16 protein-coding genes and 1 pseudogene are annotated in these 26495 nt (G+C 61.5%); 9 read left to right on the top strand and 8 right to left on the bottom strand.

Annotation, left to right across the window (positions count from 1 at the left end; all coding sequences use genetic code 11):
• Nucleotides 1-90 precede the first annotated feature (90 nt).
• From tatC to A3CW_RS0132280, 5 genes are all read right to left on the bottom strand, one after another.
• Nucleotides 91-867: a twin-arginine translocase subunit TatC gene (gene tatC, locus A3CW_RS0132305; RefSeq protein WP_028207259.1), complete on the bottom strand. Its 777-nt coding sequence runs from the start codon at nt 865-867 to the stop codon at nt 91-93.
• Between the two features lie 69 nt (nt 868-936).
• Complete coding sequence (gene tatB, locus A3CW_RS0132300; RefSeq protein WP_028207258.1) at nt 937-1470, bottom strand: Sec-independent protein translocase protein TatB; 534 nt, start codon at nt 1468-1470, stop codon at nt 937-939.
• Nucleotides 1471-1551: 81 nt separating this feature from the next.
• The gene (gene tatA, locus A3CW_RS0132295; RefSeq protein ID WP_028207257.1) at nt 1552-1779 is read right to left on the bottom strand and encodes a Sec-independent protein translocase subunit TatA; all 228 of its coding nucleotides are present in this window, start codon (nt 1777-1779) and stop codon (nt 1552-1554) included.
• An 80-nt stretch (nt 1780-1859) separates the two neighbouring features.
• Complete coding sequence (locus A3CW_RS0132290) at nt 1860-3131, bottom strand: epoxide hydrolase family protein (RefSeq protein ID WP_028207256.1); 1272 nt, start codon at nt 3129-3131, stop codon at nt 1860-1862.
• Between the two features lie 1089 nt (nt 3132-4220).
• Entirely contained in the window at nt 4221-5525 is a 1305-nt protein-coding gene (locus A3CW_RS0132280; protein ID WP_245623796.1) for an MFS transporter, read from the bottom strand.
• Between A3CW_RS0132280 and A3CW_RS0132275 the strand changes: the two genes are divergently transcribed.
• Nucleotides 5515-6339, top strand: a complete 825-nt coding sequence (locus A3CW_RS0132275) for an AraC family transcriptional regulator (protein WP_028207253.1) — start codon at nt 5515-5517, stop codon at nt 6337-6339. The two genes, A3CW_RS0132280 and A3CW_RS0132275, sit on opposite strands and share 11 nt — an antisense overlap.
• A 178-nt stretch (nt 6340-6517) precedes the next feature.
• Here the strand turns inward: A3CW_RS0132275 and A3CW_RS0132270 are convergent, their stop codons facing one another.
• Together A3CW_RS0132270 and A3CW_RS0132265 are read right to left on the bottom strand one after the other, a co-directional pair.
• The gene (locus tag A3CW_RS0132270) at nt 6518-7057 is read right to left on the bottom strand and encodes an ureidoglycolate lyase (protein WP_028207252.1); all 540 of its coding nucleotides are present in this window, start codon (nt 7055-7057) and stop codon (nt 6518-6520) included.
• A gap of 30 nt (nt 7058-7087) precedes the next feature.
• Nucleotides 7088-8032 carry a LysR family transcriptional regulator gene (locus A3CW_RS0132265; RefSeq protein ID WP_028207251.1) on the bottom strand — a complete coding sequence of 315 codons (945 nt, stop codon included), beginning with the start codon at nt 8030-8032 and terminating at the stop codon, nt 7088-7090.
• A 198-nt stretch (nt 8033-8230) separates the two neighbouring features.
• Between A3CW_RS0132265 and A3CW_RS0132260 the strand changes: the two genes are divergently transcribed.
• The 4 genes and pseudogenes from A3CW_RS0132260 to A3CW_RS54600 all read left to right on the top strand — a co-directional run.
• Complete coding sequence (locus A3CW_RS0132260) at nt 8231-8914, top strand: DUF2848 domain-containing protein (protein WP_028207250.1); 684 nt, start codon at nt 8231-8233, stop codon at nt 8912-8914.
• Nucleotides 8915-8919: 5 nt separating this feature from the next.
• Entirely contained in the window at nt 8920-10275 is a 1356-nt protein-coding gene (locus A3CW_RS0132255; RefSeq protein WP_028207249.1) for an amidase, read from the top strand.
• A gap of 129 nt (nt 10276-10404) precedes the next feature.
• Nucleotides 10405-11550 (top strand): branched-chain amino acid ABC transporter substrate-binding protein, encoded by a 1146-nt coding sequence (locus tag A3CW_RS0132250; RefSeq protein ID WP_028207248.1) that lies wholly within the window; start codon nt 10405-10407, stop codon nt 11548-11550.
• Between the two features lie 124 nt (nt 11551-11674).
• Nucleotides 11675-12091 (top strand): annotated as a pseudogene (locus tag A3CW_RS54600) (TrlF family ATPase); the annotation flags it as partial.
• An 852-nt stretch (nt 12092-12943) separates the two neighbouring features.
• Here the strand turns inward: A3CW_RS54600 and A3CW_RS0132235 are convergent.
• Nucleotides 12944-13795 carry a hypothetical protein gene (locus A3CW_RS0132235; protein ID WP_154678089.1) on the bottom strand — a complete coding sequence of 284 codons (852 nt, stop codon included), beginning with the start codon at nt 13793-13795 and terminating at the stop codon, nt 12944-12946.
• A gap of 597 nt (nt 13796-14392) precedes the next feature.
• Here A3CW_RS0132235 and A3CW_RS0132230 point away from each other — a divergent pair.
• The 4 genes from A3CW_RS0132230 to A3CW_RS0132215 all read left to right on the top strand — a co-directional run bounded on the left by A3CW_RS0132230 (nt 14393) and on the right by A3CW_RS0132215 (nt 26468).
• Nucleotides 14393-15961, top strand: a complete 1569-nt coding sequence (locus tag A3CW_RS0132230; protein ID WP_028207246.1) for a multicopper oxidase domain-containing protein — start codon at nt 14393-14395, stop codon at nt 15959-15961.
• 84 nt (nt 15962-16045) lie between these two features.
• Nucleotides 16046-17662, top strand: a complete 1617-nt coding sequence (locus A3CW_RS0132225) for a multicopper oxidase domain-containing protein (RefSeq protein WP_028207245.1) — start codon at nt 16046-16048, stop codon at nt 17660-17662.
• A 17-nt stretch (nt 17663-17679) separates the two neighbouring features.
• Nucleotides 17680-25977, top strand: coding sequence for a choice-of-anchor Q domain-containing protein (locus A3CW_RS48215; RefSeq protein WP_051481853.1), 8298 nt, complete (start codon nt 17680-17682; stop codon nt 25975-25977).
• Nucleotides 25974-26468, top strand: coding sequence for a hypothetical protein (locus A3CW_RS0132215; RefSeq protein WP_028207244.1), 495 nt, complete (start codon nt 25974-25976; stop codon nt 26466-26468). Before A3CW_RS48215 ends, A3CW_RS0132215 begins: the two co-directional genes overlap by 4 nt.
• The last annotated feature ends 27 nt before the right edge of the window (nt 26469-26495 follow it).

The following is a 26495-nucleotide window of genomic DNA, read 5'->3' as shown; positions in this document are numbered from 1 at the left end:
ACAAAAGCCTGTTGTAAAGGGGGCTTCGCTCGGTGCGGCGCGCGAAAATGAGTGAGTGAGAACGCGCTTTCCTGGGACGCCACATACCCATCACAGTCCTTCTGCCTCCTGCTCCTTGATCCCGGCCTTGCGTGTAAATATCCTGGCTGCAATGATTCCAATTTCGTAGAGAATGACCAGCGGGAAGGCGAGAACCAACTGAGAGAACACGTCCGGTGGCGTCACCACGGCGGAAACCGCAAACGCACCGACAATCACATACGGCCGGATCTGACGCAACGTCTTCATCGTCACGATCCCCATTCGTGCGAGGATCACCACGATGATCGGCACCTCAAACGTCACGCCAAACGCAAGAAACATGGTGAGGACGAAACTCACATACTTGTCGATATCCGTGGTCATTTCCACACCGAGTGGGGCGTTGTAATGCGCCATCACACGGAAAATGATGGGAAACACGACGAAATAGGCGAATGCCATGCCACATAGAAACAGCGTGTAGCTGCTACTGACCAGCGGCACGACGAGCTTCCTCTCGTGCCGATAAAGCCCCGGAGCGATAAACGCCCAGATTTGGTACAGCACGACAGGCAGTGCGATGACGAGCGCAACCATCATGGTGACTTTCACCGGGACGAAGAACGAGCCAGCGACGTCGGTGACAATCAGCTTGCCGTCCTTCGGCAGGTTCTGGATCAGCGGGTGCGCAAGCAGTCGGAAGATATTGGGCGCCCAGTAAACCAGTCCCACGAACACCAGGACCACTGAACCGCCGGCGCGGATAATCCGCTCGCGTAGTTCGACCAGGTGTGAAATGAGCGTCTCTTCGATTGGCTCGTCTACAGTGTGTTGCAGGTCGCTCATGCCAGGCCTCCGCCGGGAATCATCGATGGGGGAAAAATGGACCACTGCCAAATGAAAGCGGGAAAGCCATCAGACAAACCACGCACGGCGCATCGCCTCAGGAGTACACCACACAGTCTGCGACGCCCGCGATTGCAGGCGCGTTCTACGCACTGTCGCGTGCTTGTACCAGGTCGGGATAGCGCCCTTCTTGACGCGCCAGTTCCTGCGCTTCCTTTGCGACGCCTTGCTGATGTCCATGACAACACCAGCGGTATCACGGTCGACGCGCGTTAGACCTGGACCTTCGACGCCTGCCCCACTGTCCGACGCGGATGTGCCCGATTTCCGTGCGTCGTCGAGTTCGCTTTCCCGCGAGCGCAGTACTTCTTGAACCTTGTTCTCGACATCCAATGCCGCTGTTTCAAACCCCGCGCGCATCTTCTTCAAACCGTCGAGTTCAATCTCGCGGGCGAATTCCGCCTTGAGGTCGTCGACATACCGTTGCGCACGGCCGAACAGCACGCCCGCCGTTCGCGCCACGCCGGGCAAGCGCTTTGGCCCTAGCACTATGAGTGCGACGACGCCGATCAGCGCCATTTTGGTCAATCCGAGATCGAGCATGGAATCAAAGCTCCTGAAACTGGGGATGGGTACGGCCAAGGCCGTACCAATTCGAAGTGGACCGCTAAACTGATCCGATAACTACCGGTACTCGCTCGGACGCGTCATGTCCTTTGTTTCCACCTCGACGACACCGTTATGAGGCAATTCACGCTGCCCCTCCGAAACTTCACTTTCGGCAATGCCTTCCTTGAACCCCTTGACTGCACTACCCAGATCGCCCCCGATGTTACGAAGCTTCTTCGTACCGAAGACAAGTGCCACGATCAGCAAAACGATCATCCAACGCCAAATACTCAACGATCCCATGATTGAAAATCCTCTTTGGCTACGTCGCGCAGGTTGCCTGCGAAAAATAATGTGAACCTTGCGGCCAGATTGGACCCGCGTTAGCGCAGCGACCGGAACGCTGCCCGGACTTCCGTCGCAAGGAGCACCGGTTGTTCCCACGCGGCGAAATGGCCGCCGTTGTCCACCTCGTTGAAATAAATGAGGTCGTGATAGCTGCGTTCCGTCCAGCTTCGCGGTGCGCGATAGATCTCGCCCGGAAAGATCGTCACAGCAGCCGGCAGGGAAATATCCACAGCGTTGAAGTTGTTGGAATGGTCTTCCCAATAGATTTGGGCCGCGGACGTAGCGCTATTTGTCAGCCAGTAGAGCGATATATCGTCGAGTATTTCATCACGCGTGAGCACGCGTTCCGGTACGCCGCCGCTATAGGTCCATTGACAGATCTTGTCGTACATCCATGCGGCCTGCCCAGCGGGCGAATCCGCCAATGCATAGCCGACGGTCTGCGGCCGGGTCACCATCATGGCCGAATAGCCGCAATTGTCACGATAGAAGACACTGAGAGACTCATATGCAGCCCTCTCCTTCGGCGACAGGTCGCTCGGTGCAGGCTCACCAAGGGTGAGCAACGTGGCGATTTCGGGAGGTACTGTTGCTGGCATGTTGACGTGAATGCCGATCAGGCCTTTCACCTTTTGCATAGCCATCCGGTGGGAAATCACCGATCCACAATCGCCGCCTTGCGATACGAAACGGGTATATCCCAATCGGGCCATCAACTCGCCCCAGGCGCGCGCGATGTGATCCGAGCCCCAACCTGTCATCTGCGGCTGCTCGGAGAAACCGAAGCCGGGTATCGATGGCACGACGACGTGGAACGCGTCATCCGCGCTTCCTCCGTAGGCGGTGGGATCGGTAAGCGGCGCGATAACCTTCAGCATTTCGAAAATCGAGCCTGGCCAGCCATGCGTCATGATCAACGGCATCGCATTCTTGTGACGAGACCGTACGTGAATGAACTGAATGTCGAGACCATCGATTTCAGTCATGAACATCGGGAATGTGTTCAGTTTTTCCTCGCCCCTGCGCCAATCGTAGTCGGTGCGCCAGTACTGGACGAGCGCCCGCATTCGCGCGAGTTGCAAACCTTGCGACTGATCGTTGACGGTCTCCTTGCCGGGCCAGCGCGTGGCGGCGAGCCGTCGACGCAGATCGACGAGGCTTGCTTCCGGCACGTTGGCCTTGAACGGGCGGATCCTGTCGTCGCCGGTTGCGGCAAACACGGAGCCGGGAATCAGGCCTACGGCGGCGACCGCAGCGGAAGCGGCGAGAATATGACGTCGACGAGGTGAAAACGGTGTAGAAGACATGATAGATATCCTGGAGCTAGAAAGTAGCCGGCACGCTCATCGCGATGCGCCGGAGTGTTCACGAGGAGAACGCTTCATCGCCGGACTTCCTGACCGCCCAGCTGGCGTGGAACTTAGAACAGACAGTCGAGAAAACAGGCTGTGACGGGTGTCGCGCAAACAGCAAGAACCAAGGTGATCATCGTTATCTCAATTCGTATTCCTAAGGCTGGACGAACTGAAAACATCCGCCCGGGAATCCGGGGAGGCGGCAAAGCGTGGCGTCTACCCCAGCGCCGTCATCAGATGCCGTCGTTGAGTACATTAGAACCGGGCGAGGTATCTGGCTTGTGTCGGGAGAGTGGCTTATTGCATGACTATGTATTCGCCCGCGCAGCATATACATTGAGAAACAATTCCGTGAGGTGATTTGCGGGAGGGACACCGTGCGCGGCGGCTGCCTTCATGCGGGTGCGGCGCATGCGTTTGCGGACTGGGCAAGCAACAGGGTGGGACTCGCGAGCATGCCGACCGCTACGGCGAGGCATACGAATGCGTTCACGATCGTTGACGAGACGCGAATCATTGCTTTCGGACCGAATCTGCTCATGGCGAATCTCCGCACGCGTCTTCTTCTGGGCGCAAATGTCGGTGGCGATGCGGGCCGATGCGATGGTTATCAGCGATAGGACAAAGACAATGCGATTCGGTATTTCGACATCCTGAAGTCTATGAAGAAATGAATATTTCTACGTCGGAGTGAATATCGATAAGTTCGAGTATTTCCAGTGCTCGAGCTGTTTTTCACCTGACAGTCGTAATTTTCGGTTCGGAGTGCTGCACGGCGGCACTAGCGGGGCAAACAACCCACGGGCTGGATTTCTTCCTTCTTTTCCAGGATTTTCGTGCACCCCGGATATTTATTGGGGTCGGGTAGCGGAAGGGAAGAAAGCGTGTGGTGGACTGTTTACTAAGGGGCCGATGGTGCGTGCCGAGGACGGCAAGCACGTGCAACCGTGGGGAGACGCTCAGTGCGACGCGAGGCGCAAACGGAATATGACAGAAGCAATAAGCACTGGATAACAGAAACGGCATGTCGATTACCGTTCCTTAGCGTATCGGGAGCGATACGGGCGTGGACCGTTTAAGAAGCGGGACGACTGCAATCATGATCGAGCTGACGATCAATAGCATCAGATAAGAGTCGAAGAATCCGCTGGTCCAGTCACGCAGAAATCCGAAGCTCAGAGGACCTAAGGCCGCGATCATGTAACCGACGCATAGAACGAACATGGTCCAGGCGTGCGCCTCCCCGGCTGTCTTCGTGTTGTCTAGCGGGAGCGTCATGCCCAACGCGAAGCACATACCTTGTCCGAACGCGATCATCACGACAAAAGCGATTGGGTACGAGGTTGGGGCAAACGTCAGTCCCACGAAGCCCGCCATCGTGCTGACCGTGCCCAGCGCCAGCCAGGGACGCCGGTCGGCCAATTTCTCTGCCACCGCCCCCGCCGCGAAGCTGCCGGCTGCGAGAAAAATCGTGAACAGGCAAAGCATCAGTCCGCCGGATATTTCACTCGCGCCCATTTCGCTGTTCCATGGCGCGAGCCACGCCAGGCAGGCATAGGCGACAAACTGGCTTAGCCCAAAGAACAGTGCCAGGAGCCAGGCGCGCTTGCTGCGCCACGGCAGTTCAACCGTGTCTCTCGTGTCCCGGTGAGGCCGACCGCTGGCGGCAGCGTCCACCCGGCGAGCCAGGTATGACCAGCTTGCGATCGCACTAACGATCAGGATGCACCAAATGCCCGCGCCGACTCTCCAGCTGCCAAACGTGTTGGACACGTAACTCGTCGCGCCAGCTGCCAAGGTCGCGCCGATACTCAGTCCTCCCGCATAAATCCCCATAAAGAGGGACGATTCCCGTGGAAAATGTTCCTTGATCCAGCCGCCGATCAAAGCGCCGGAGATGCTGATTCCTATTCCGACAAACGTAGTCCACAGTAAGAGCAGGCTCGTCGAATGCGTTAGCGCGCGCAGCACAATGGCCGCGCCGAGAAGGAGCAGAGAAAGCGAAACCGTTTGGTTTGCCCCCAATCGCCGGCTGATCTTCGGCACGCAGAGAACAAAGAGACCCATGCACACATCGGGAATAGACGTCAAAAGCGACACTTCGGAATAGGTCAGACCAAAATCCTCACGGATGTGCAGGACCACAGGGCCAATCGACACGATCCCGGGTCGCAGAGCGAATGACAGGACCAGAAGGCAAAATCCGGCGACCACCCGGTATTCAGTCGGAAGTCTGTTGGCTCTAATATCGACACTCATCGATGAAACGCCCTGATGGGTTGAGATGGATAACAGGCTGGGATAATAATTTGTGCGTGAGCGTGAGGAAATATCGATGAGTGACAAGATTCGTCGCCGAAGTGACAATCACCGACAGCCCGCAAAGCGTCACGATTACTCTGACGACCAGTCAGTTCCAAGGGTTCTGACCGCCCTGGCTCGCAACGAGGCAACAGGCTGCTATGTCGCGCCTCACAGTCATCCCCGCGGCCAATTGCTCTACGCGACCTCAGGCTTGATGCGCGCTGCGACCGACGCGGGAATCTGGCTTCTGCCTCCTCAGCGGGGGTTGTGGATTCCGGCGGGCGTTGTTCACGATCAGCGCATGCTCAGCCCGACAACGATGAGGACAATCTATATCGAGCCGGTAACGGCAGTACGGCTCGGAGACACCTGTCGAACGATCGAGATCAGTTCACTCTTGAGGGAGTTGATACTCGCGCTACTCGCCGAGCCAGCCGAGTATTCGCTAAACGCAAAAAATGAGCACATCGTTGCGTTGGTTCTGCTCGAGCTTGAAGCAGCTCGGACAATTAATCTCGAGATTCCATGGCCGAAGGACCGCCGAATTCTAATGATGTGCGAGGCGATACTGGCTGCGCCTGACACTCCCATGAGTCTCGATTACTGGGCCGAGAAAGTTGGAGGCAGCTCAAGGACGCTGATACGCTTGTTTATCAAGGAAACGGGCCTTACGTTTCGGCATTGGGTGCAACAGGTTCGCCTCGCCGAGGCACTGAATCGATTAGAGAAAGGGGAACCTGTCGCCAATGTCGCGTACGCACTGGGATTTGCCAGCCCCAGCGCCTTTGCCGCGATGTTTCGCAAGACAATGGGACAATCGCCAACGGACTACCTGGTCGATCGCGCAATGAAGTGAGAGCGTCTGAACATTAGTGCGAGAGTGTCTGGCCGGCAGTACGCATTCGTCCACCTTGCCGGAAAGCTGACATTGAAGACTCCAACGTCACCTCTGTAGTAAGTTGACTGGATCAAGCCGTACCAGAGAGAATATTCGATCGAGAGTGACCTGATCATCAGGCCACTGCATGGGCGCACTAGTACACACTTTCGATCCGGCGCGTTTCGATAGTCCGAATCGCGCTTTCACAAGCTGGCGCACCGGTTTTCAGATGAACGACGAGATCGTAGGTCGTCGAAGGTCGCGTCAGCATCAGGCAAGTCGCCTCGCGTTCACGAACCCGCGTCGCATGCCAGATGTTCGGCCGCATGCAAAGGCCCATCCCGACCGGAATCGTGAAGGCTCGCACCGTGTCCATGTCCGGCTCGCCGTCTTTCGTCGAAGTCGCGACGATATGGACGACCGGCGCCGTCAGCGGCACGATAGCCTGTTGCGTCAAATGATGAACCTCAAGTGACGCAATGCTCTCGTCACGATTACGGTATGTCACCCACAGAATTTCTGTTTCACCCGGCGCGCCGGTATCGAACAGATGTTCGCGCCAGAAGTCCGACGCCGGGCTGATAAATGCAGGTGCATCGCCGTCGGCACGCACCGGCTTGCCAAGCATCCAGCCATAGGGTTCGCAACGAGTCGCATGGAGCGGTTCGACTGGAATGGAAAGGGCGGTAAGCATGTGGGGATACCCGTTTTGATGTGCAGATGTTCACGTGTGCGAGACAGAGTCGTCCGTGGGCGGGAATAGCGCAAATTCGGGTCCGTGCTTCAGGCAGAAGTCGAGCACGACGTTCAGCGCGAGCCGCGTGATGGATTCGGAGAGCAGGCTGTCGGGCGTGCGCCGGTACGCGGCAACGAGTGGCAATGCAGGCACGCGATGCGTGACTTGCAGCAGCTGCAGCTTCCCCGCTTCGAGTTCGCCCATCACGAACGCTGGCGGCAGCACGGCAATACCGAAGCCGTCGACGACGAGCCGGATGATCGCAGCCACCGACGACAGGCAGTTGATCTGCACCTGCACGTCGCCACTCGCGGCGAACAGGCCGGTCAGAAACTCATGCGGCGGCGAGTGGCGCGCGAAACTGATCACGGGATAAGTGGCCAGTTCCGCCTCCGTCAACGCCTGCGCCGACAGATTGAGCGCCGGACTGGCCATCCAGCGCATTGGCAGGCCGCCTAGCGGAACATTCATCATGTCGGAGCCGGCGACGCTCGTCGTCTGAAACGAAACGTCGATCTGGCCATTGAGCAGTTGGGTCGACAAATTGGACGATGTGTCGCTGGTCAGTTCGATCACGAGATTCGGATACGTTTCGCGGATGTGCTTGAGCAGATCCGGCAGCCACGTGTGAACGATCGATTCGATGGCGCCTAGTCGTAACAACCCCGATACCTTCGAGCGGTCGCCGACGCTCGCGATCATCGCCTGATTCAACTTCAGCATCTGTTCGGCGAATGGCAGCGTCTTCGTGCCGTCCTGCGTGAGCGTTGCTTCCTTTGAGCCGCGCTCGAAGAGTCGCACGCCGAGTTCCTGCTCGAGCGCGGAAATGCGGCTGGAAATCGCCGCCTGCGTGGCGTTCAGCCGCTCGGCCGTCAGACGAAAGCTGCGCAGCCGGGCGAGCCAGACAAAGGTCTCGAGAAATCGCAGGTTCATTCGCGCCCCTGAAAGGGCAAGCTGGAATGTCCCAGTGTATCGCCACGCCTCACGTGACGGGACAAGAAAATATTTCGCCTCGCGACAACTTTAATTTGTTGGACAAGGGTGCGCCGCACGCCAAAACTTTGCAACGAGCGCCGATGAAGCGATACAGCCGGGATCGGCGAGACGACGATTGAAGGAAGGAACGTTGCGATGAAAACAGTGGTATGTGAAATCGAATCCGGAACACCCGTCCACGTGCGGGTGAAGAGGCTCGTGATCGCGGGTTGGGCGGGCAGGGACAGTGCCGAGGTCGAGCATCATATTCGCGAACTTGAAGCAATTGGCGTACGCAGGCCGTCGGCTGTGCCGTGCTTCTACGAAGTCTCGCCCGATCTGCTGACGACTTTAGCGCGCATCGATGTCCTGGGCGCGCATTCGTCAGGTGAGGTCGAAGTCGTGCTCATTCAGACCGAGGCAGACGGGCTGCTGGTCGGCATCGGTTCGGATCATACGGATCGCAGGGTCGAAAGCTACGACGTCGCCGTTTCGAAACAGATGTGCGCGAAGCCGCTCGGCCGCGCGCTCTGGCGTTATTCGGACGTCGCAGCGCATTGGGATGCACTGATTGCGCGCAGCTGGCGCATCGATTCGTCGGGCGAACGCGTCCGTTATCAGGAGGGCACGCTCGCGCGGCTGATGCATCCGGAGCATCTGATCAGGCGCGCGTTCGGCACGATGTCGATGATTGCAGAGACCGTGCTGTTCTGCGGCACGCAGCCGGTGATTGGACCATTGACGTCGGCCGGCGTGTATGAGCTGGAACTGCACGACCCCGTACTCGGCCGCAGTCTAAAGCATCGCTACTCGGTCGATGCACTCACGCATACGGAGTGATCGAGATGAGGACCCTGCGTCAATCGGCCAGCGCGTTTGCACTACGCACCACCTCGGCACTCGAGTCGCTCGACAACAGTCTCGCTGCCATCGATGCCGACGAGGCGCGCGGTGGCGTGACTTACACGCACGTCGATCGCGAGGCGGCGCGCGAAGCCGCGTCCAGCAGCGACGCGTTCCGCGACCGCGGCTATGTGCCTTCGGCGTTGGCGGGCGCGCCCGTTTCCGTGAAAGATCTCTTCGATGTGAAAGGCCAGGTGACGGCTGCCGGCTCGCGGATCTTGCGTGGGGCAGCCCCTGCCGTGCGGGACGCCGCTGCAGTCGCACGCTTGCGGGAGGCGGGCGCGGTGTTCGTTGGCCGAACGAACATGAGCGAGTTTGCGTTCTCCGGACTCGGACTCAATCCCCACTACGGTACGCCCGTCAATCCGTACGATGCAAGCCGTCTTGCCGGCGGATCGAGTTCCGGCGCGGCGACATCCGTCGCACTCGGGCACGTCGCAGCCGCTCTGGGCACCGATACGGGCGGCTCCGTGCGGATTCCCGCTGCATTCTGCGGTCTCGTCGGTTTCAAGCCGACGGCACGCCGTGTGCCGCTCGAAGGGGTCGTGCCGCTATCCAGGTCGTTCGATTCGATCGGTCCGATCGCTCGCAGCGTGGATTGTTGCGCGCTCATCGATAGTGTGATCTCGGCACAGACGCTCGATACCGCACCGCGCCCGCTGACCGGGCTGCGCTTCGGCGTCACTTCCGACTATGTCACGGACGAACTGGACGAAACCGTGAGCACTGCGTTTAATCGTGTCATCGGTATGCTAAGGCGTGCGGGTGCTTCTGTCGAACACTTCGCATTTCCCGAACTGCATGAGGTTGCAGGCCGCCTTCCGCTCGCGGGCATCACGGCGGCGCAGGCGTGGGCGTGGCATCGCGAACACGTTGCACGCAACGCCGAGGGTTACGACCCGCGCGTGCTGAAGCGTTTGCGAGCAGGCGAGGGGCACAGCGCCGCTGACTATATCGAGTTGCTTGCCGCGCGTGAGCGATTCGTGCGCGATGCGCGCACGCGGCTGGCCAGGTTCGATGCATGGTTGATGCCGACCGTTGCGATTGTGCCGCCGCCGATTTCCGGCGTCGAGCGCGACGACGAGGCTTTTTTTGCGCTGAACGCGAAGGTGCTGCGCAATCCGGCTGTTGTGAATTTCATGGACGGCTGTGCGCTCACACTGCCTTGCCATCACGAAGACGAACTGCCTGTCGGGTTCTCGATTTGCGGGCCCGCGCTCGCCGATGCATCGATTCTGGCGACAGGACGCAGCGTCGAGACCTTGCTGCATGCGAGCACACACGTCGCGACGGCATAGGGTTTGTTTATCGGCGCCGAAAAGAATTTGTCGTTGGACGTGCAATTACGGCGACTGAATACTGGTTTCCAGGCGCATCGCATCCGGTACAGCGCCAATCGATACATCCACTCTTGAAGCGAGGCAGCCGTGAAACCTACTTATCGTTCCTTCGCCGGCGTGATAGCGCTGGCCGCCATTTACGCATCGGCGCATGCGGCCGACGCAACGCCCGCCGTCGTGCTGATCGGTCACGCTGCGCCGCTTACCGGTCAGCTCGCAAACATGGGCAAGGACAGCGAGAATGCGGCGCGCCTCGCCATCGACGAAATCAATCTGCAGCATCCCGTGATTGGCGGCAGGCCCGTGCAGTTCAAACTGGATTCACAGGATGATGCAGCCGATCCGCGCACGGGCACGCAGGTCGCCCAGAAACTGGTCGACGACGGCGTGGTGGCCGTGGTCGGCGACATCAATTCGGGGGTGTCGATTCCAGCGTCGCGCATTTATAGCGAAGCACAGGTCGTGCAGATTTCACAGGGCTCGACGAACCCGGCATATACCCAGCAAGGCTACAAGACGACGTTTCGCGTAGTCGCCACCGATGCCTTGCAGGGGCCAGCGCTTGCTCGTTACGCGCTCGGCTCGCTGCACGCGAAACGTATTGCTGTGATCGACGATTCGACCGCATACGGGCAGGGCCTCGCCGACGAATTCATCAAGGCTGCGAAGGCGGACGGCGGGACGATCGTCACGCGTGAGGCAACGAACGACAAGGCGACTGACTTCCGCGCCATTCTCACGAAGATCAAGGGTTTGCGGCCCGACGTGATCATGTATGGCGGCTCGGATGCGACGGCTGGGCCGCTGGCGAAGCAGGCCGCAAATCTGGGCATCACGGCGAGCGTGTTGGGCGGTGATGGAGCATGCACCGACAAAATGATCAGCTTGGCAGGGGACGCGATCGGTAACGTCGTATGTTCCGAGGCGGGCCTTGCGTTGTCGAAGATGCCGAAGGGGCAGGAGTTCGACCAGCGCTATACCTCGCGCTACAAGGTGCCGATCGATGCGTATGCGCCGTTCGCGTATGACGCCGTCTACGTGATTTACGACGCGATGAAGAGGGCGAACTCGACCGATCGCGCGAAGGTGCTCGCCGCGATGCCGGCAACGCAGTATGACGGTGTGATCGGGAAGATCGCGTTCGATCCACACGGTGACCTCAAAGATGCGGCAATCACGATCTACCGGTTCAAGGACAAGAAGAAGACGGTGATGGATGTTATTCGAATGTAAGAGGATGCGGTCGGAAGTCTGGGTGTGAGCCGGCTCCTGACGGAGTTTCGCGATTCCTTGGCAATGACCCGTCGAGCTGCTTCGACGGTGTCGGTGCACAAAAGATCCGAAAAAAAATCTCGCGTATCTGTCTGTTCGGGCGGGGCTGACGTATCGAGGAAAACCTCCTGAGATGCTCTCGGTAGGACAACGCGGAACATTTTTTCTTTGCATGAAACTCGCGACGGACCCTTTCGGTAGTCCATTCATCTTTGACCAACCTGAGGACGATCTCGACAACGAGTTTATTGTGCAGAAGCTCGTCCCGATTTTTCGCAAGATTAAAAAGTACTGGTAGGTCATCATCGCGACTCACAACGCAATTTTGGTCGTGAATGCAGACGCAGAGCAGATAGTTATTGCCGAGAACGACGCGGAAACATTGCGATATGAGACTGGTGCGCTTGAGGAGGGCCACATACGAATCAAAATATGTCTCGTCCTCGAGGGCGGGGAGCGCGCATTTAAGCAGCGCGAGTTGAAATATGGACTGTCGTACTGAACCTGTGTCACACACAAGTTTGGCCGAGAATGTGTTGGTCGACGCAGCTAACGGAATGGCTGTTCCATTGCGGATGTTGCCGCAGCACTCGCACCGGACCGATGGGCAGTTTTGCTGAAAAGTATGAGGCGGCCAATGCTGGAAGCGGCCGTTCAACAGTAAGATGCGGCAACAGTCCGCAATCCGCAGTATTGCTGCCGCAGCAGAGGGGTTCCGCGAACGTCCGCTTCGTCAAAATGCGTGCGTAGCAAGTTCGTTAGATGCCGGAGCGCCATGGCGGTTCCAACGGCAGGATTCCTCGTTCGCTCAGGAAGGGGAGTGGTCGCTCGGGGACGGCTGCTTGCGAAAGCCATCAGACGAGGCAAAGAAGGCGCCGCGGGAAAGGGAACGGTATGGTCGCGGCGGCCTCATAAACTGCTGTCAATACAAGAAGGCTTAGCGATATGGCTGTACTTCTCACGCACGGCTACAACCGCTTACGTTGACACATGGGACGGAGAGCCGGTCACGTGACCGGCACTTATCGGACCCATAGCCGTCTCCCGGTATTGCGTGTGCCGAATGACAGTTGACCACCAGGTAGCGGGCACTCGGGCGGAGCCTTCGGTTCTTCAGTGGTCGCTGTGCTGTCAGGCACCATTGTCAGGCTACGTTGAGCAATGAAATGAGCGACTCTTCACCCAGATGCGAGCCAGTACCCAATTTGCTTTCAACTGAACCGGGCCCCTCACAGCTGGAAGTGAACGCGTGACTGCGCGTACGTCAGCGCGGTCCGACCGCTGGCTGTTAATTAATTATTTTATAGCGGTATCCGGGCGGCTCGCCGCGACCTTTGAACGGACGGTCGCCGGATCAGATCCGCAGCCGCTCGAGAACTTCAAGGAAGAGCAGCACGGCAATCAGGATGCCGATCCATCTTACCGTCAGTCTCAGGTTCAGGAGCGTCGGTCCCAGCGAGTTCACGGCTTCCGCGACCACCTTCGCCGCTCCCTCCTGGTCGCCGCTCGTCGCGGAGCCACGCAATGACGCCGTTGCGAAGTCGATCCGAAGGTGGGTGACATAGCCAGTCGCGATATTTGGCCATTCGATTGTGTCGTCGCTTTCGTTGGGCCGGAGAAAGAGCCGCGGCTGGCGTGCCGGGTCAGCCGTGGGACCTTCGGACGTATAGAGGTGCCGCATTGTCAGCCCCAACTCTACCGCGCCAAGCTGGCCATCCGAGATTGCATTCGCAAGCACCGCCAGGCAGGCGGGCGGAATGTAGCAGGCGAGCCACCACTGATCGGGCTCCCCGGTCTCGTCATCGGCAGGATTGAAGCCTAGCCGGGCAGTGCCGAGCGCTACATCGGACATCGAGTTACCCAGTTCGTCTTCCAGTGCGCGCAAGCCAAGCCGGTCAGCCGTGCCGACGTCGCGGGCCTCGAAGGTCACCTGAAGCGTGCGCGTCGCTTGCTGAGGAGCGCCGATGATCGAGAGTTCCTGCCCGTCAAGATGCGCCACTCCGTGAAGCGACGTGAACAGTATCGGCTGCCGGTCTCCATCCAGGGGCTCCACGAGTTGTTGCGCCACCTGCAGATGGTCCAGCTTCAACCACATCGACATGGCGGGGTAATAGGTCCGCTTCTCGTTTTCGAACCCGACCAGTTCAAGCGAATGATCCTTCCGCTCCACGAGATTCACGACAGCCCTTTTTTCCAGAAAATCCATGACACGCCCCCTGCCGCCAATTACGTCAAGTCCCTCGCCGGTGAATAGCGAGGAGGTGAGTGCTGTCCGTCTGACCGCGTGATCGAGAAGCGTATGCGGTTTTCGCATTTGCGCGCAGGACGTGAATATGCGGGATTTTACCCATCCGAAAGTGCGCCTCTATATGGTGCAGGACACGTAAGAACGACAAACATTGCATTCCTCAGCTTATTTCGACGAGCACTATCGAGCGCCCCATGCCTCACCGGAGAATATGTGTGACGAATCCACGATGGCCCTCACGCTTGCCGAAACGCACCGAAGTCATGTCGCCAAGTGAAATTCAATTGAAAGCCACAATACCGTGCAGCGTCCCACTTCCTGCATGACGCGCCCTTGTGTTGGCCAGGGCACACTCCGTCGCCCGTCAGGACCACGACCGCGCATCGCGATGGGTTTGCCCTACTGAAAGTGTAGGGAGGTGACCCATCGCAGGTTCCGCTGCCCAAATCCAGAATCCACATACGGGTCAGTGTGAGGAACGCATGAGCCCGCATATGCAGTAGAGCGTGACGTACAGCGCGTAGCGCGCTGCTTGACCCCAAGGACGGAGGTCATATGTTCAGCATCCGCATGTGTCGCAATAGCGTGGCAGCACTGCTTCTCACGATGTTCGCGATCCCCTCATTCTCCCAGTCATTCATGGTTCAATGCCCGAGCGCCACGCCGTCCCATCCGACGGCGCTGCCGGCGGGCGCCGGCGAACCGCCGTACACGGGACCGTCCTCCACGGGCCAGACCTCGGCATCGACAGGCGTCGTCAACGGCGCCATCAAGTGCCAGCAGATCTCGGGGGGCGACGGTTACGCGACGATGGCCAATGGTGTGCAGACCTATCTGTTCGCGTTCGGGCCGCTGTCCGGTCTCGCCGACATCAAGGCGGGCCTGCCCGGCACGGAGTTCGCCTCGGTGTTTAACACCGTTGGCGATCCCAGAACCGATCCGACGTATAACGGCGCAGTCGGTCTCACGCCCGATCCGGAATCGACGCCGCCTGGCCAGCTCACGGGCCATGTCGACCCGCGGCCGATCATGGACATCGGCGTAATGAACGGCAACGAGCCTGCGCCGATGATGGCGATCGACGAGGACGACGAGTTCTTCCTCACGCTCACGAACGTCGGCATGATCATGCGCCCCGACCTGTTCGAGAAGCATACGGTGCACTTCCATGGTTATCCGAATGCCTCGTCGTTCTATGACGGCGTGCCAGACGCGTCGGTCGCGATCAACATCGGCGCGAGCTTTACCTACTACTACCTCGCGCCGGATGCGGGCACCTACTTCTGGCACTGCCACATCACGCCGCCGGAGCACTTGCAGATGGGCATGGTCGGCCAGATCTTCGTGCGTCCGCGGCAGAACCGCGTGCCCGCAGGCAAGTCGCTGTACCAGTCTCTGGTGCTGCAGCAGCAGGATCTGCGCACGCGGTGCGGCACCGACATTCTGTGCACGACGCCGCTGCCGCCGCAAAACGGCGTGCTGCATGTGAACAATTTGAGCGGGACGCCCACGCTCTACGCCTACAACGACGGCGACGGCTCGACCGCCTACGACGTCGAGTACCCGGTGCAGATCCATGGCTTCGATCCGAACTTCCACTTCGTCGGCATGACGTTCAATCCGGAGCCGTTCACCGACATGAAAGACAAGTTCTTCATGCTGAATGGCCGCAGCTATCCCGACACCGTGAATGCGAATCCGCTTTCGACGCCCGCGTCGGACGGCGTGCCGCGTTTCTCGCAACCGCTGCCATCGCTGATCAATATCCCCGTCGGGGGCAAGGTGCTGCTGCGAATCTCCGATCTCGACGTCACCGAATATCAGACGCTCGCCTCGCTCGGCATTCCGATGCACGTGGTCGCCGTCAATGCGCGGCTGCTGCGCGACATGGCCGGCAACGACATGACCTACTACACGAACTCGATCACGCTCGGCGGCGGGGAGTCGCTTGATCTGATCCTCGACGCCAGCGACACGACGAAGTATCAGTCAGGGCAGGTCTTCTACCTGTACACGCCGAACCTGGATCATCTGGCGAACGATCAGGAAAATTTCGGAGGCCTGATGACCGAGGTGCACATCTGCAGGTCGGTGGACCCCAGGACGAAGGTCTGCGCGCTATGAAACGCCTCTTGCACTCGCTAAAAACGGTTCACGGCTGCCCTGCCATGGACCCGGCCAGGAAGTCCTGCACTTAGGAGAAGAGCCGTGGGACACATCACTTACCGCATAGGGATCGCGACCCTCGCGCGCCTCGGACGGCTTGCACGGGTCGGCGTGGCGGCGCTCGCGGCGCTCTTCTACGTGCCGGTGCATGCGGCCGCACCTGGCATAACGGGCACGCATTTCGATCTGCGCGCCGAGGCGAGCCGCATCAGCCAGCCGGACGGCAACAGCGTCTATTCGTGGGGCTACGGCTGCAACACCGCGCCGGCCGGATTTTCGCCGTCCAACATTGCCGGTGCGAATTGCCCGACCATGCAGATTCCCGGCCCGACGCTGATCGTCAACCAGGGCGACATCGTCACGGTGACGCTCACCAACAATCTGCCGGCGGCGGCGGGCAATACGTCGATTCTTTTTCCCGGATTCGACGTCTGCATGGGCACCATCGATCCGACGACGAAGCTCTGCTCCGGCACGCCAACGGGCGTGCAGGGGCTGCTCACGCGCGAGGCGTCCCATACCGTCACAGCCACCTACAGCTTCATCGCCGCCACGCCCGGGACGCACGCCTACTACAGCGGCACGCAGGGCGATCTGCAGATCGAGATGGGGATGTATGGCGCGATCATCGTGTTGCCGACGTCGTCGCCCGGCACGGTCGCCGTGCCGACCGGCTGTCACCCGATCGGCGGAACGCGCAAGCTGCTGGACGGCCAGCCCGACTTCCGCAACGCCGCCGCGGCCTACAACCACAGCGCGGCGTGCTACGACCGCGAGTATCTGTTTCAGTTCTCCGAAATGGATCCGCGCATTCATGCACAGGCGGAGCAGCAGGCCAGCAACGCGTGCACGAATCCGACTGGCTGCATGACCGTCGAGACGGAGCCCTATCACCCGGCATACTTCATGGTGAACGGACGCTCGATGCCGGACGACATGGACCCGAACTACGCGGCGCAGTATCCGAATCAGCCGTACAACGGCAACCCGCACATGCACCCCGGCGAGCTGGTGCTGCTGCGGATCATCGGCACGGGCCGCTGGCAGCATCCGTTCCACGAGCACGGCAATCACGTGCGCGTGCTCGCGCGCGACGGCAACATGCTGCTCGCAAAGACGGACGCGACCAAGGTAGCCGGCCCGCTGCTGTTCACGACCACGACGACACCGGGCCTTGCGATGGACGGGATCTTCTACTGGACGGGCAAGGGGCTGAACTGGGACGTGTACGGGCATTACCCCGGCGACGGCAGCGTCTGCATCCCGGATGCGAACGGCTACTACACGCAGGATCCGACAGCGCCGAACTACTACGAGTGGTGCGCGGATCACAACAAGGCGCTCGAAACGCATCCGTTCGGCAAGGTGGGCAGCGGCGGGCCAGTGACGTTGCCGGACTCGCACGTGCTGACCAACGGCTTCTGGTACGGCGGCAGCCCTTATCTCGGACCCGATGCGACCATGCGCGCAACCTCACCCACGGGCACTACGCCGCCAAGCGGCACATCGGTGAATCCGCCGCAAACAGAAGCCGGCTTCGCATTCATGTGGCACTCGCACAACGAGCGCGAGATCACCACGAACAACATCTTTCCTGGCGGAATGATGATGATGATGCTCGTTGATCCACAGGCGTTCCTGATCGACGAATCGAATTAGAGGCGGGGAGAACGGCGATGAGATCCACCACACTCAAGGCAAACCTGTTAGGTATGCTTAAGGCATCGATTGCGGCCTCCGTGTTGCTGACCGCGAGCGGGATGGCATTCGCCCAGGCGACCGTCAACCTGACCGCGAAGGCCACCACTGCCGTGATGCCGGACGGACAGGCTGTGCCGATGTGGGGTTACACCTGCTCGTCGGCGGCCGTTGCGCCCGCCGCGTGTGCGGCCGCGAACCCCGGGGCGGGAACGAACTGGTCGCCCGTGGTGATCACGGTGCCACCCGGGCAGCTCACGATCAATCTCACCAACAGCTTGCCGGGCGCCGTACCAACCTCGCTTGTGATTGTCGGGCAGCTGGGCGGCGGTCTGGGCACGACGGCGACGACCATGCCGAGCCCGACGCACCCCACGCAGACCGCGACTACGTGGCCGACCGCCGCCACCGCGCCCGGCGGCGCGTCCTTTACGCCACCGGCACAAGCGCCCCGCGTGCAGTCGTTCGCGACGGAAGTGGCGCACGGGAGCACCGCGGCGCTCTCGTGGAACAACCTGAACCCTGGCACCTACCTGATCGAGTCGGGCACGCACCCGTCGATCCAGGGGCCGATGGGGCTTTATGGCGTGCTCGTGGTGAGAACGGCGGCCAACGGCACGACGCCCGCGCAAGCGTATCCGGGCATCAGCTACGACACCGACGTGCCGCTTGTGCTGAGCGAAATCGATCCGGTGCAGAACACCGCGGTCGCCGCCGCGGTCGCGACCCCGGGCTTTAGCGAAACCCTGGCCTGGTCCGGGCAGCCGGGCGGCTGCGGCGATTCGAAGTCGACCTCGTTCGGCACCTGCTATCCGCCCACGGTGAACTACGATCCGCGTTACTACCTGATCAACGGCGTCTCGTTCGACCGCACCAATCCGGGCGCTTCGACGTTCGCTGCGACGAGCGCCGCGACCACCGGGCCGGTGATGCTGCGCTTTGTCAACGCGGGTCTGCGCATGCACGTGCCGGCCGTGGTCGGCGCGCAAACGGGCGTCACCCCGGTCTCCGGCTTCGCGTTGATCGCCGAGGACGGCAATGTGCTGCCCGGCAATCCGCGGATTCAGTCGGAAGTGTTCATGTCGGCCGGCAAGACGTACGACGCGCTGGTCAACATGCCGACCTCAAGTGCTTCCGCGCTGCCGGTGTTCGATCGCGAACTGAGCCTGTCGACGAACAACGCGCGTGACGGCGGCATGCAGGGTTACATCAGTGTGAACAACTCTACCGCGGCGTCCGCTGCCGCGGTGGCGAACGCATCGGTCACCGGTTCCACGTATTTCTTCGTACCCGGCAAGACGCTGACCGTGTCCGACCCGGCGAGAGGCGTGGCGGCGAAGGACGCCAACGTCTACGGCGTACAGGTGAAGACGCCACCGACTGGCGGCTCGCTCACGCTGAACCCGGACGGCACGTTCGTGTACACACCGAGTCAAGGCACGACGGCTGACAGCTTCGTGTACCAGGCGAACGGCAATCCGAACGCCTCGGCGACGGTGACGCTCACTGCGTGCACGACGGGCAACGGGTGTCAGTCCGGACCGCCCACGGCCGGCAACGCCGCCTATACGAGCAACATCGCTTCGCGGCTGCAGATCTCCGAGCCCGGTGTGCTCACGTACGCCAGCGATCCGAATGGCCTGCAGCTCACCGCGACACTGATCGGCACCCCGACGGGCGGCTCCGTCACGCTGAATCCGGACGGCTCGTTCACGGCAAGCCCGGCGACGGCGCCAATGGGCAGCGCTGCGTCCGCCAACGTGACGTTCCAGTACCGGGCGGTGAATGCGCAGAACACGGCGAGCAACACGGCGACCGTGACGGTGACGTTCAAGGGCGGCAGCGGACTCGTCGTCAACGTGCTGGATGCGCCCAGTACGCAGCCGGGCAAAACGCCGGTGAAGATCAGCGACTACCGCTGGATCATCGAGGAAGACCGGACGTTCCAGATCGATCCTGCCTGCCAGGTGAACTCGCCCACGCGTCCGGCGACGTGTCCGCCGCTGCCGGTGCCGAGTCTCGGCGCCAACTTCCACACGAGCTACATGCCCGTGGTGGCGGCGGGCTGTGTCGGCGTCGCCGCGTGCGAATCGGGGCAGACGGTTTACGATCCGGTCAGCCAGACCCACCTGCCGGCTGTGTGCGACGTCGGCAACGGCGTGTGCCGGACAACGGCGGCGCAACAGGTTCCGGTGGATCCGTCGCAGGTGGCGCTCGATCCGAAGAAGCGCTATTACATTTCGATCTTGCCGGGCAACGCGTACAACTCGTTCACGAACGGCGGCGGCGTTCCGCAGCCGGTCGATCCGACCAACCCCTCAGGTCCGCAGCGTCAGTTCGACATTTCCAAAGACTGTCCGACCGTCGCGAACTTCGCGCCGGGCACGGGCAAGTGCGGGAACGGCATGGGCGGCGCGCCGCTCGCTCCCGGACAGACCTCGGTCAACGTGTTGCTGGAGGAGTCGCCATTCCCGACAGCGAAGGTTTCCGTGTTCGTATTCGAGGACGATGCACCGCTGAACGGCGAAGTGGATGTGAGCGGCGGCACCGACACCTTCGGCTCGGCCCGCGAGCCGGGACTCGGCGGCTTCGAGATCAAGCTGTGGGACGACGCCGGCGGCAGCGGCCAGCCGACCGGACAGATGACCTACGACATGTTCAACATGCCGCTGTCCAATTCGCTGCAAGGCACGATCGACCCGGTCAGCGGTCTCAACGCGTGCCCGATTTCGACATCGACCGACGGCCTCGTCGGCATGATCCCGACCTGCCCGAAATACGAGTCGGACGGCAAGACGCTATCGCCGCTCGTCGGCCAGGCCATCGTCGCCAACCTGATGCCGGGCAGGTACGGCATTATCGCGACGCCCGCTGCTGACCGCATCGCACGAGGCGAGGAGTGGCTGCAGACGAACACGCTGGACGGAGAGAAGGCCCACGACTCGTTCATCAAGATCGGCGGCCCGGCATACTTCCAGGAATTCGGCCCGGCGGGCTTCCACGTGTCGATCGGGTTTGCGAACCCGAAGATCATCAACGCGAGGCTGCCTTTGCTGTGCGCCACCTCGAGCTGCAACAACGGGCTCAAGGGCCGGGTGACGAACCTGCACTACAGCCGTCCGCCTGACGAGCACCTGTATGGCAGCCAGTCGCGCAAGCCGTTGAGCTTCACGCAATGCTACGTGAGCGTGGGCGATCCGGACGGCGAAGATTACGCGTTCACCAAGTGCAACGCGGACGGCACGTTCAGCTTCACGGGCCTGCCTGCGGGGATTACGCGCATCACGGTGTTCGACCAGTGGAACGACCAGATCGTCGACGGGCTCGCATCGGCCGTGACGCTCGGAGGCGGCGCGACAACGGACGCCGGAGATATCGCGGTGCTTCAGTGGCAGACGAATCTCTATACGCGGACCTTCCTCGACACGAACGGCAACGGCGTAGGGGATTCGAGCAAGCCAGGTCTCGCGCTATTGTCGACCAACATTCGCTTCCGTGACGGCAGCTATTCGGATTTCAATGTCACGGACGGGAACGGCTATGCGTCGTTCAACGAAGAGTTCCCGCTGTTCAACTGGTACGTAGTCGATACCGACCAGACCCGCTTCAAGCAGACGGGCGTGCACGTCGTCTATGACGCGGGCGGTCCGCCCGACGGCACGCCGGGCGGCGGGACGTCGACCATTGCCGCGAACTTCGCCAACACGAAGGAAGCGATCCATCTGCCCACGAACCTGCGGGTGCCGGGCGCGGCGTACTGCAACGACGCGGACTGCAACGACCGCTCGGGCTCGAATCCTTCGACCGGCCGGGTCGATCCGCCGTGGGTGACCACGATGGGCTGGCAAGGCTTCTCGGGTCAGAGCTCGTTCATCGAGTTCGGCAAGACGCAGTACGCGGCGAACGAGAATGGCGGCATCCACGGCGAAGTCGTCTATGCCTCCACGCGCCCGTTCGACGATCCCACGTTGCTGATTCACACGAAGTGGACGCCCGACGTGCCGAACGTCACGGTGAACCTGTACCAGGAAGGCACCGCGGCGGACGGCTCCACGAGCCTGAAGCTCGTCGACACGACGAAGACCGCGAGCTGGGACGACTGGTCCCAGGGCTTCCGTTCTGACGGCGTGCCGAACATGAACTGTCCGGGCCAGAGCACCAGCGATCCGTACTTCTTCACGCTGCAGAACACCAAAAACTGGCTCGACCCGCAGCAGCGTGCGCTGCCCAATAATTCGCAGTTCAAGTGCTATGACGGCATGCACGTGTTCAACCAGGTGCAGCCCGCGCCGTTCGACGGGATGTACCAGTTCCCGAGCGTGACGGGCCGCGATCCGCATAGCGGCCTGCCGACCGGCACCAATTGCACGATCTGCCAGGCGAATCCCACGAAGGACGGCACGCAGATGCTGCCACCCGGCAAGTACGTGGTCGAGATCATCGTGCCGCCGGGCTACGAACTGGTGAAGGAGGAGGACAAGAACATCCTGATCGGCGATAACTACATCGCGCCGGTCACGCAGCAGTTCGGCGGCATCGGCGACATCTACATCCTGCCCGACCAGGCCGCGATGAACTCCACTTACAACCGGAACAACGCGCAGAACATGACTTCGAATCTCGGATCGACCCCGCACGCCGAAGGCGACACCGGCTCCGTCGAACGCTTCTGGCCGTGTGTTGGCGAACTGCGGATCGTGCCGGACTACATCAGCCTGTTCCCGGGTTCGCAGGAAGTCTCGCCGTTCGCGGGGGCTTCGAGGAATCTGTGCGACCGCAAGGAGGTGGAGCTCACCGACCAGAGCGCGGTGCTGGCGAAGTTCTGGATCTTCAGCTCGACGCACGTTGCCGCGCACTACACCGGCTTCATGCTGGACGACTTCTCGTCAGAGTTCGACCCGTATTCGCCGCAGTTCGGCGAGAAGTTCGCCGTGCCGAACGTGCCGGTGTCGTTCAAGGACTTCGCGGGCAATGAAATCTCGCGCACCTATTCGGACCAGTGGGGCATCTTCAACGGGATGACCTACTCGACCTGGCAAGTCAACCCGCCGAATCCGACGGGCTACGCGCCGACAATGATGGTCGCCTGCATGAACGACCCGTACATGCCTGACCCCACGCACTCGGGCCAGACCATCAAGGACCCGCTCTTCAACCCGGCATACAGCCAGTTCTGCTACGAGATTCCGTTCATGCCAGGACAGACGCAGTACATGGACACGCCAGTGGTGCCCGTCTCGGCCTTCGCGGACGCGTATAACCAGGTCGACTGCGCCTATCCGGACGGCACGCCGGGAATTGCCTCCGTGACCGGCGACGCGATTGCCGGCAATACGTCCGCGGGCAGCAACGGCGGCGCGGGCCCGTGGGTCAGTGGACCCTTGAAGACGCTGACGATCACGTCGGTCGGCACGCAGCAGGTGCCGAACCACGCGTACACGGGGCCGAGTGCCACCGCCGCGCCGTTCAACCAGAAGTTCATCACGCGCAACTACGGTTTCGGACAGCAACGGGGTGTCGTGACGATCGCGGGCATCCCGGCGCTGGTGACATCGTGGAGCGACGCTAAGATCACGGCGGTCGTGCCGCCTCTGTTCGGTCCCGATGCGGCCTGCACGATGCAGCAGCGCGGGGTGACGACGCCGACCCAATGCGGCCAGCTCGTCGTCACCGCAGCCAGCGGCAAGCGCTCGATCGACGCGGTCACCGTGACGATCGGCGGCAAGGCGCCGACCTATGTGGGCAGCGAGAACACCGCGGGCAATGCGATCCAGACCGCGATCGACCACGCCACCGCGGGCGACATGATCGTCGTCGGCCCGGGCACCTACAAGGAAATGCTGCTCATGTGGAAGCCGGTGCGGCTGCAAGGCGTGGGTGCTACGTCCGTGACGGTCGACGCGAACCCGCATCCGTCGGGCAAGCTCGACCCGTGGCGCAGGCAGGTAGGGTGCCTGTTCGGCGATGCACTGAACGGCGGGCTGATCTCGGCGACCAATCCGTACGATCCGACCGGCGGGTACAGTTGCCTCGCCTCGATGCAGCGCAAGATCGACGGCATCCCGTTCGAGCCGACTTCCGGCTGGGATTTCAACCTCAACGGCAACCTCGCGGAGACGCTGATCGAGCCTACGCTGATGGGCGCGTATGAAGGCGCGGCGATCACCGTGCTCGGCAAGGGCGTGAAGGACGTGCTCGTGGGCGGTGTGTTGACACAGGACCAGAACTGCGTGGCGAACGGTATCTGCACGCCGCTCACCAACAGTGCCGCGGACTGCACTACCTATCCGAGCAACTTCCTGTGCAACCCGTCGCGCATCGACGGCATGTCGTTCACGAACAGCTCGCAAGGCGGCGGCGGTATCTACCTGCATGGCTGGAACCACTATACGGAGGTGTCGAACAACCGCGTCTTCTCCAACGCGGGAACGCTCACGGGCGGGATCATCGTCGGCCAGGTCGAAGTGCCCGACGGCAGCATCGCGGCGGATAACGTGACCCAGCTGGCGTTCCAGTACAACGTCCACGTGAACGTGCACAACAACCAGGTCACGTCGAACGCTTCGTATGGCGACGAAATCAATTCGACCACGCCGTCTTCGGCCGGAGGGGTGACGTTCTGCTCGGGCGCTGACTACTACAAGTTCAACTACAACTGGGTATGCGGCAACATCAGCAGCGGTGATGGCGGCGGAGTCGCGCACTTCGGCTTCAGCTACAACGGCGACCTGTCGCACAACTGGATCCTGTTCAACCAGAGCAACAACCCGACGCTGCCGACATACGGTGGCGGGCTGATCGTTCAGGGTGTGCCGCCCGACGGCACCTTCTGCGAGAACTCGACCACGGACGTCGACTGCGCGCCGCAGCTTTCGGATGGCGCGGGCCCGGGCATCACGATCGACGGCAACCTGATCGTCGGCAACACGGCGGAAAGCGGCAAGGGCGGTGGTCTGCGTCTGCAGAACGTCAACGGCACCGACGTGCAACGGAGTCCGAACGACAGCTCCAGGTGGTATCGCATGAAGGTAACCAACAACATCATCGCGAACAACGTGGCGGGCTGGGCTGGCGGTGGCGTGTCGCTGCAGGATGCGGTGGCCGTGAGCTTCATCAACAACACGGTCATCTCCAACGACACGACAGCGACGGCCGGTGTGCTGTTCAACACAGCCGCCGCGAGCCAGGCCAACGTCGGGCCGCCGAACTGCACGAATTCAGGTTCGGAAACGACGTGCCAGCCGACCACGACGTCGCAGTACGAGCCGGCCGGGCTCGAGACCGCGCGCCATACGCAGAACCTGGTGGCGGCATTCACCAGCCCGAACGTGACGTGTCCGGCAGGCAACCCGAGCTGCGCGAAGTTCTCCAACCCGGTGCTGACGAATGACCTGTTCTGGCAGAACCGCACGTTCTACATCACAGTGGGAGGACTGGATCCGGGCATCGCGGGGCTGCAGAACGTGGTCACGCTGAACCCGTCGCTGAATCAGGCCGGGCACGCCTCGGGCTATTGCGATCCGAAGGCGGTCTACTGGGACATTGGCGCGTTCGGCGACACCGGAGCCGCCAACCATGGTTCCGGTCTGACGATGAGCCCGCGGTACTCGATCCTGACCGACGCCGGCGACTATCCGAACGCGAACAATAGCGGATCGAATCCGGGCGTCGTGCATCAGTACTGCAACGGTGCGCGCATGCCGCCAGAGGCGGGTGGCATCGGCATCGCGGTGCCCCCGGGCATTGCGGACACGGTGCTGCCGAATCCGTTGTTCAGCCTGCTGCCGTCGGCGACGCCGGACGAGGGCAACAACTGGATCAACATGTCGTACGGTCCGCTGTCGCTGTTCAACGAGGCGAGCACGGGCGCGCAACTCAACACGCTGCTCGGCAACTACACGATCCCGGGGACCTCGCCGGCGATCAACCATGCCACGGCGGCCGGTGCGCCGACTCACGACATCTTCGGCACACCGCGGCCGCAGCTGGGTGGCTACGACATCGGCGCAGTCGAGTTCGTGAGGCCTGGCGTGTTCGCAGGGCAGCCGTACCCGCTTGCGCTTGGGGTCAACAATCCGGCGACGCTGCTCGGATTGCTGCAGGGGATCTTGCCGAGCGCCGCGAACAGCGGAGGGCTGCCCGGCACCGGAGGCGCACAGGGCAACCAGGGCAACCAGGGCAATCAGGGCAATCAGGGCCAGCCTGCGCTGCCGGTGGGCCCGCCGCCCGCAATCATTACGCCGGCGGGTCTGAAGACACTGGGAGCGTTGCCATGAGCCAGCGTTGCCTCCGGTCGCCGCGGGCAGTGCTGATGGCCGGCAGTGTCTGCCTCGCTGCGGCCTTGCTTCAACCGGCGGCGGGCGAGGCCGGTGCAAGCGCGGCGGCGAAGCAGTCGCCGTACTCGCCAGCGAGCCTGCCGCAGCGTGCGAAGGGCTACTACGAGCTGATGCAGGGCATCGACCACCTGAGCGTGCGCCGCACGGCGTCGGGCAACCTGATCCGCTTCAGCTATCGCGTGACGGACCCGGTGGCAGCGCGGCCGCTCGGCGAAAAGACCGCGACTGCCGTGATGTTCGGGCGCACGAGCCATGCGCTGCTCGAAATCCCGGTGATGGACAAGGTCGGCGCGCTGCGCCAGAGCGGCCCGCTGGAAACCGGTCAGGAGTACTGGATGGTGTTCTCGAACAAGGGCGGTCTGATCAAGGCCGGGGAGCGCGTCGACGTATTCGTGGGGTCGTTCCACGTCGACGGGCTGATAGTCGAATGATTGCGCAAGCGCGTTTCGTGCGCAGAT

It is taken from the genome of Paraburkholderia nodosa DSM 21604 (assembly GCF_000519185.1).
Taxonomy (GTDB): Bacteria; Pseudomonadota; Gammaproteobacteria; order Burkholderiales; family Burkholderiaceae; genus Paraburkholderia; species Paraburkholderia nodosa.
Note: the sequence above shows the minus strand (reverse complement) of the source record. Positions and strands in the feature narration are given on the sequence as shown.

Excerpts from the sequence above, each read along its gene's own strand:
- tatC (WP_028207259.1), bottom strand. The coding sequence starts at position 867 with ATGAGCGACCTGCAACACACTGTAGACGAGCCAATCGAAGAGACGCTC.
- tatB (WP_028207258.1), bottom strand. The coding sequence starts at position 1,470 with ATGCTCGATCTCGGATTGACCAAAATGGCGCTGATCGGCGTCGTCGCA.
- tatA (WP_028207257.1), bottom strand. The coding sequence starts at position 1,779 with ATGGGATCGTTGAGTATTTGGCGTTGGATGATCGTTTTGCTGATCGTG.
- A3CW_RS0132290 (WP_028207256.1), bottom strand. The coding sequence starts at position 3,131 with ATGTCTTCTACACCGTTTTCACCTCGTCGACGTCATATTCTCGCCGCT.
- A3CW_RS0132275 (WP_028207253.1), top strand. The coding sequence starts at position 5,515 with ATGAGTGACAAGATTCGTCGCCGAAGTGACAATCACCGACAGCCCGCA.
- A3CW_RS0132270 (WP_028207252.1), bottom strand. The coding sequence starts at position 7,057 with ATGCTTACCGCCCTTTCCATTCCAGTCGAACCGCTCCATGCGACTCGT.
- A3CW_RS0132265 (WP_028207251.1), bottom strand. The coding sequence starts at position 8,032 with ATGAACCTGCGATTTCTCGAGACCTTTGTCTGGCTCGCCCGGCTGCGC.
- A3CW_RS0132260 (WP_028207250.1), top strand. The coding sequence starts at position 8,231 with ATGAAAACAGTGGTATGTGAAATCGAATCCGGAACACCCGTCCACGTG.
- A3CW_RS0132255 (WP_028207249.1), top strand. The coding sequence starts at position 8,920 with ATGAGGACCCTGCGTCAATCGGCCAGCGCGTTTGCACTACGCACCACC.
- A3CW_RS0132235 (WP_154678089.1), bottom strand. The coding sequence starts at position 13,795 with ATGGATTTTCTGGAAAAAAGGGCTGTCGTGAATCTCGTGGAGCGGAAG.
- A3CW_RS0132230 (WP_028207246.1), top strand. The coding sequence starts at position 14,393 with ATGTTCAGCATCCGCATGTGTCGCAATAGCGTGGCAGCACTGCTTCTC.
- A3CW_RS48215 (WP_051481853.1), top strand. The coding sequence starts at position 17,680 with ATGAGATCCACCACACTCAAGGCAAACCTGTTAGGTATGCTTAAGGCA.
- A3CW_RS0132215 (WP_028207244.1), top strand. The coding sequence starts at position 25,974 with ATGAGCCAGCGTTGCCTCCGGTCGCCGCGGGCAGTGCTGATGGCCGGC.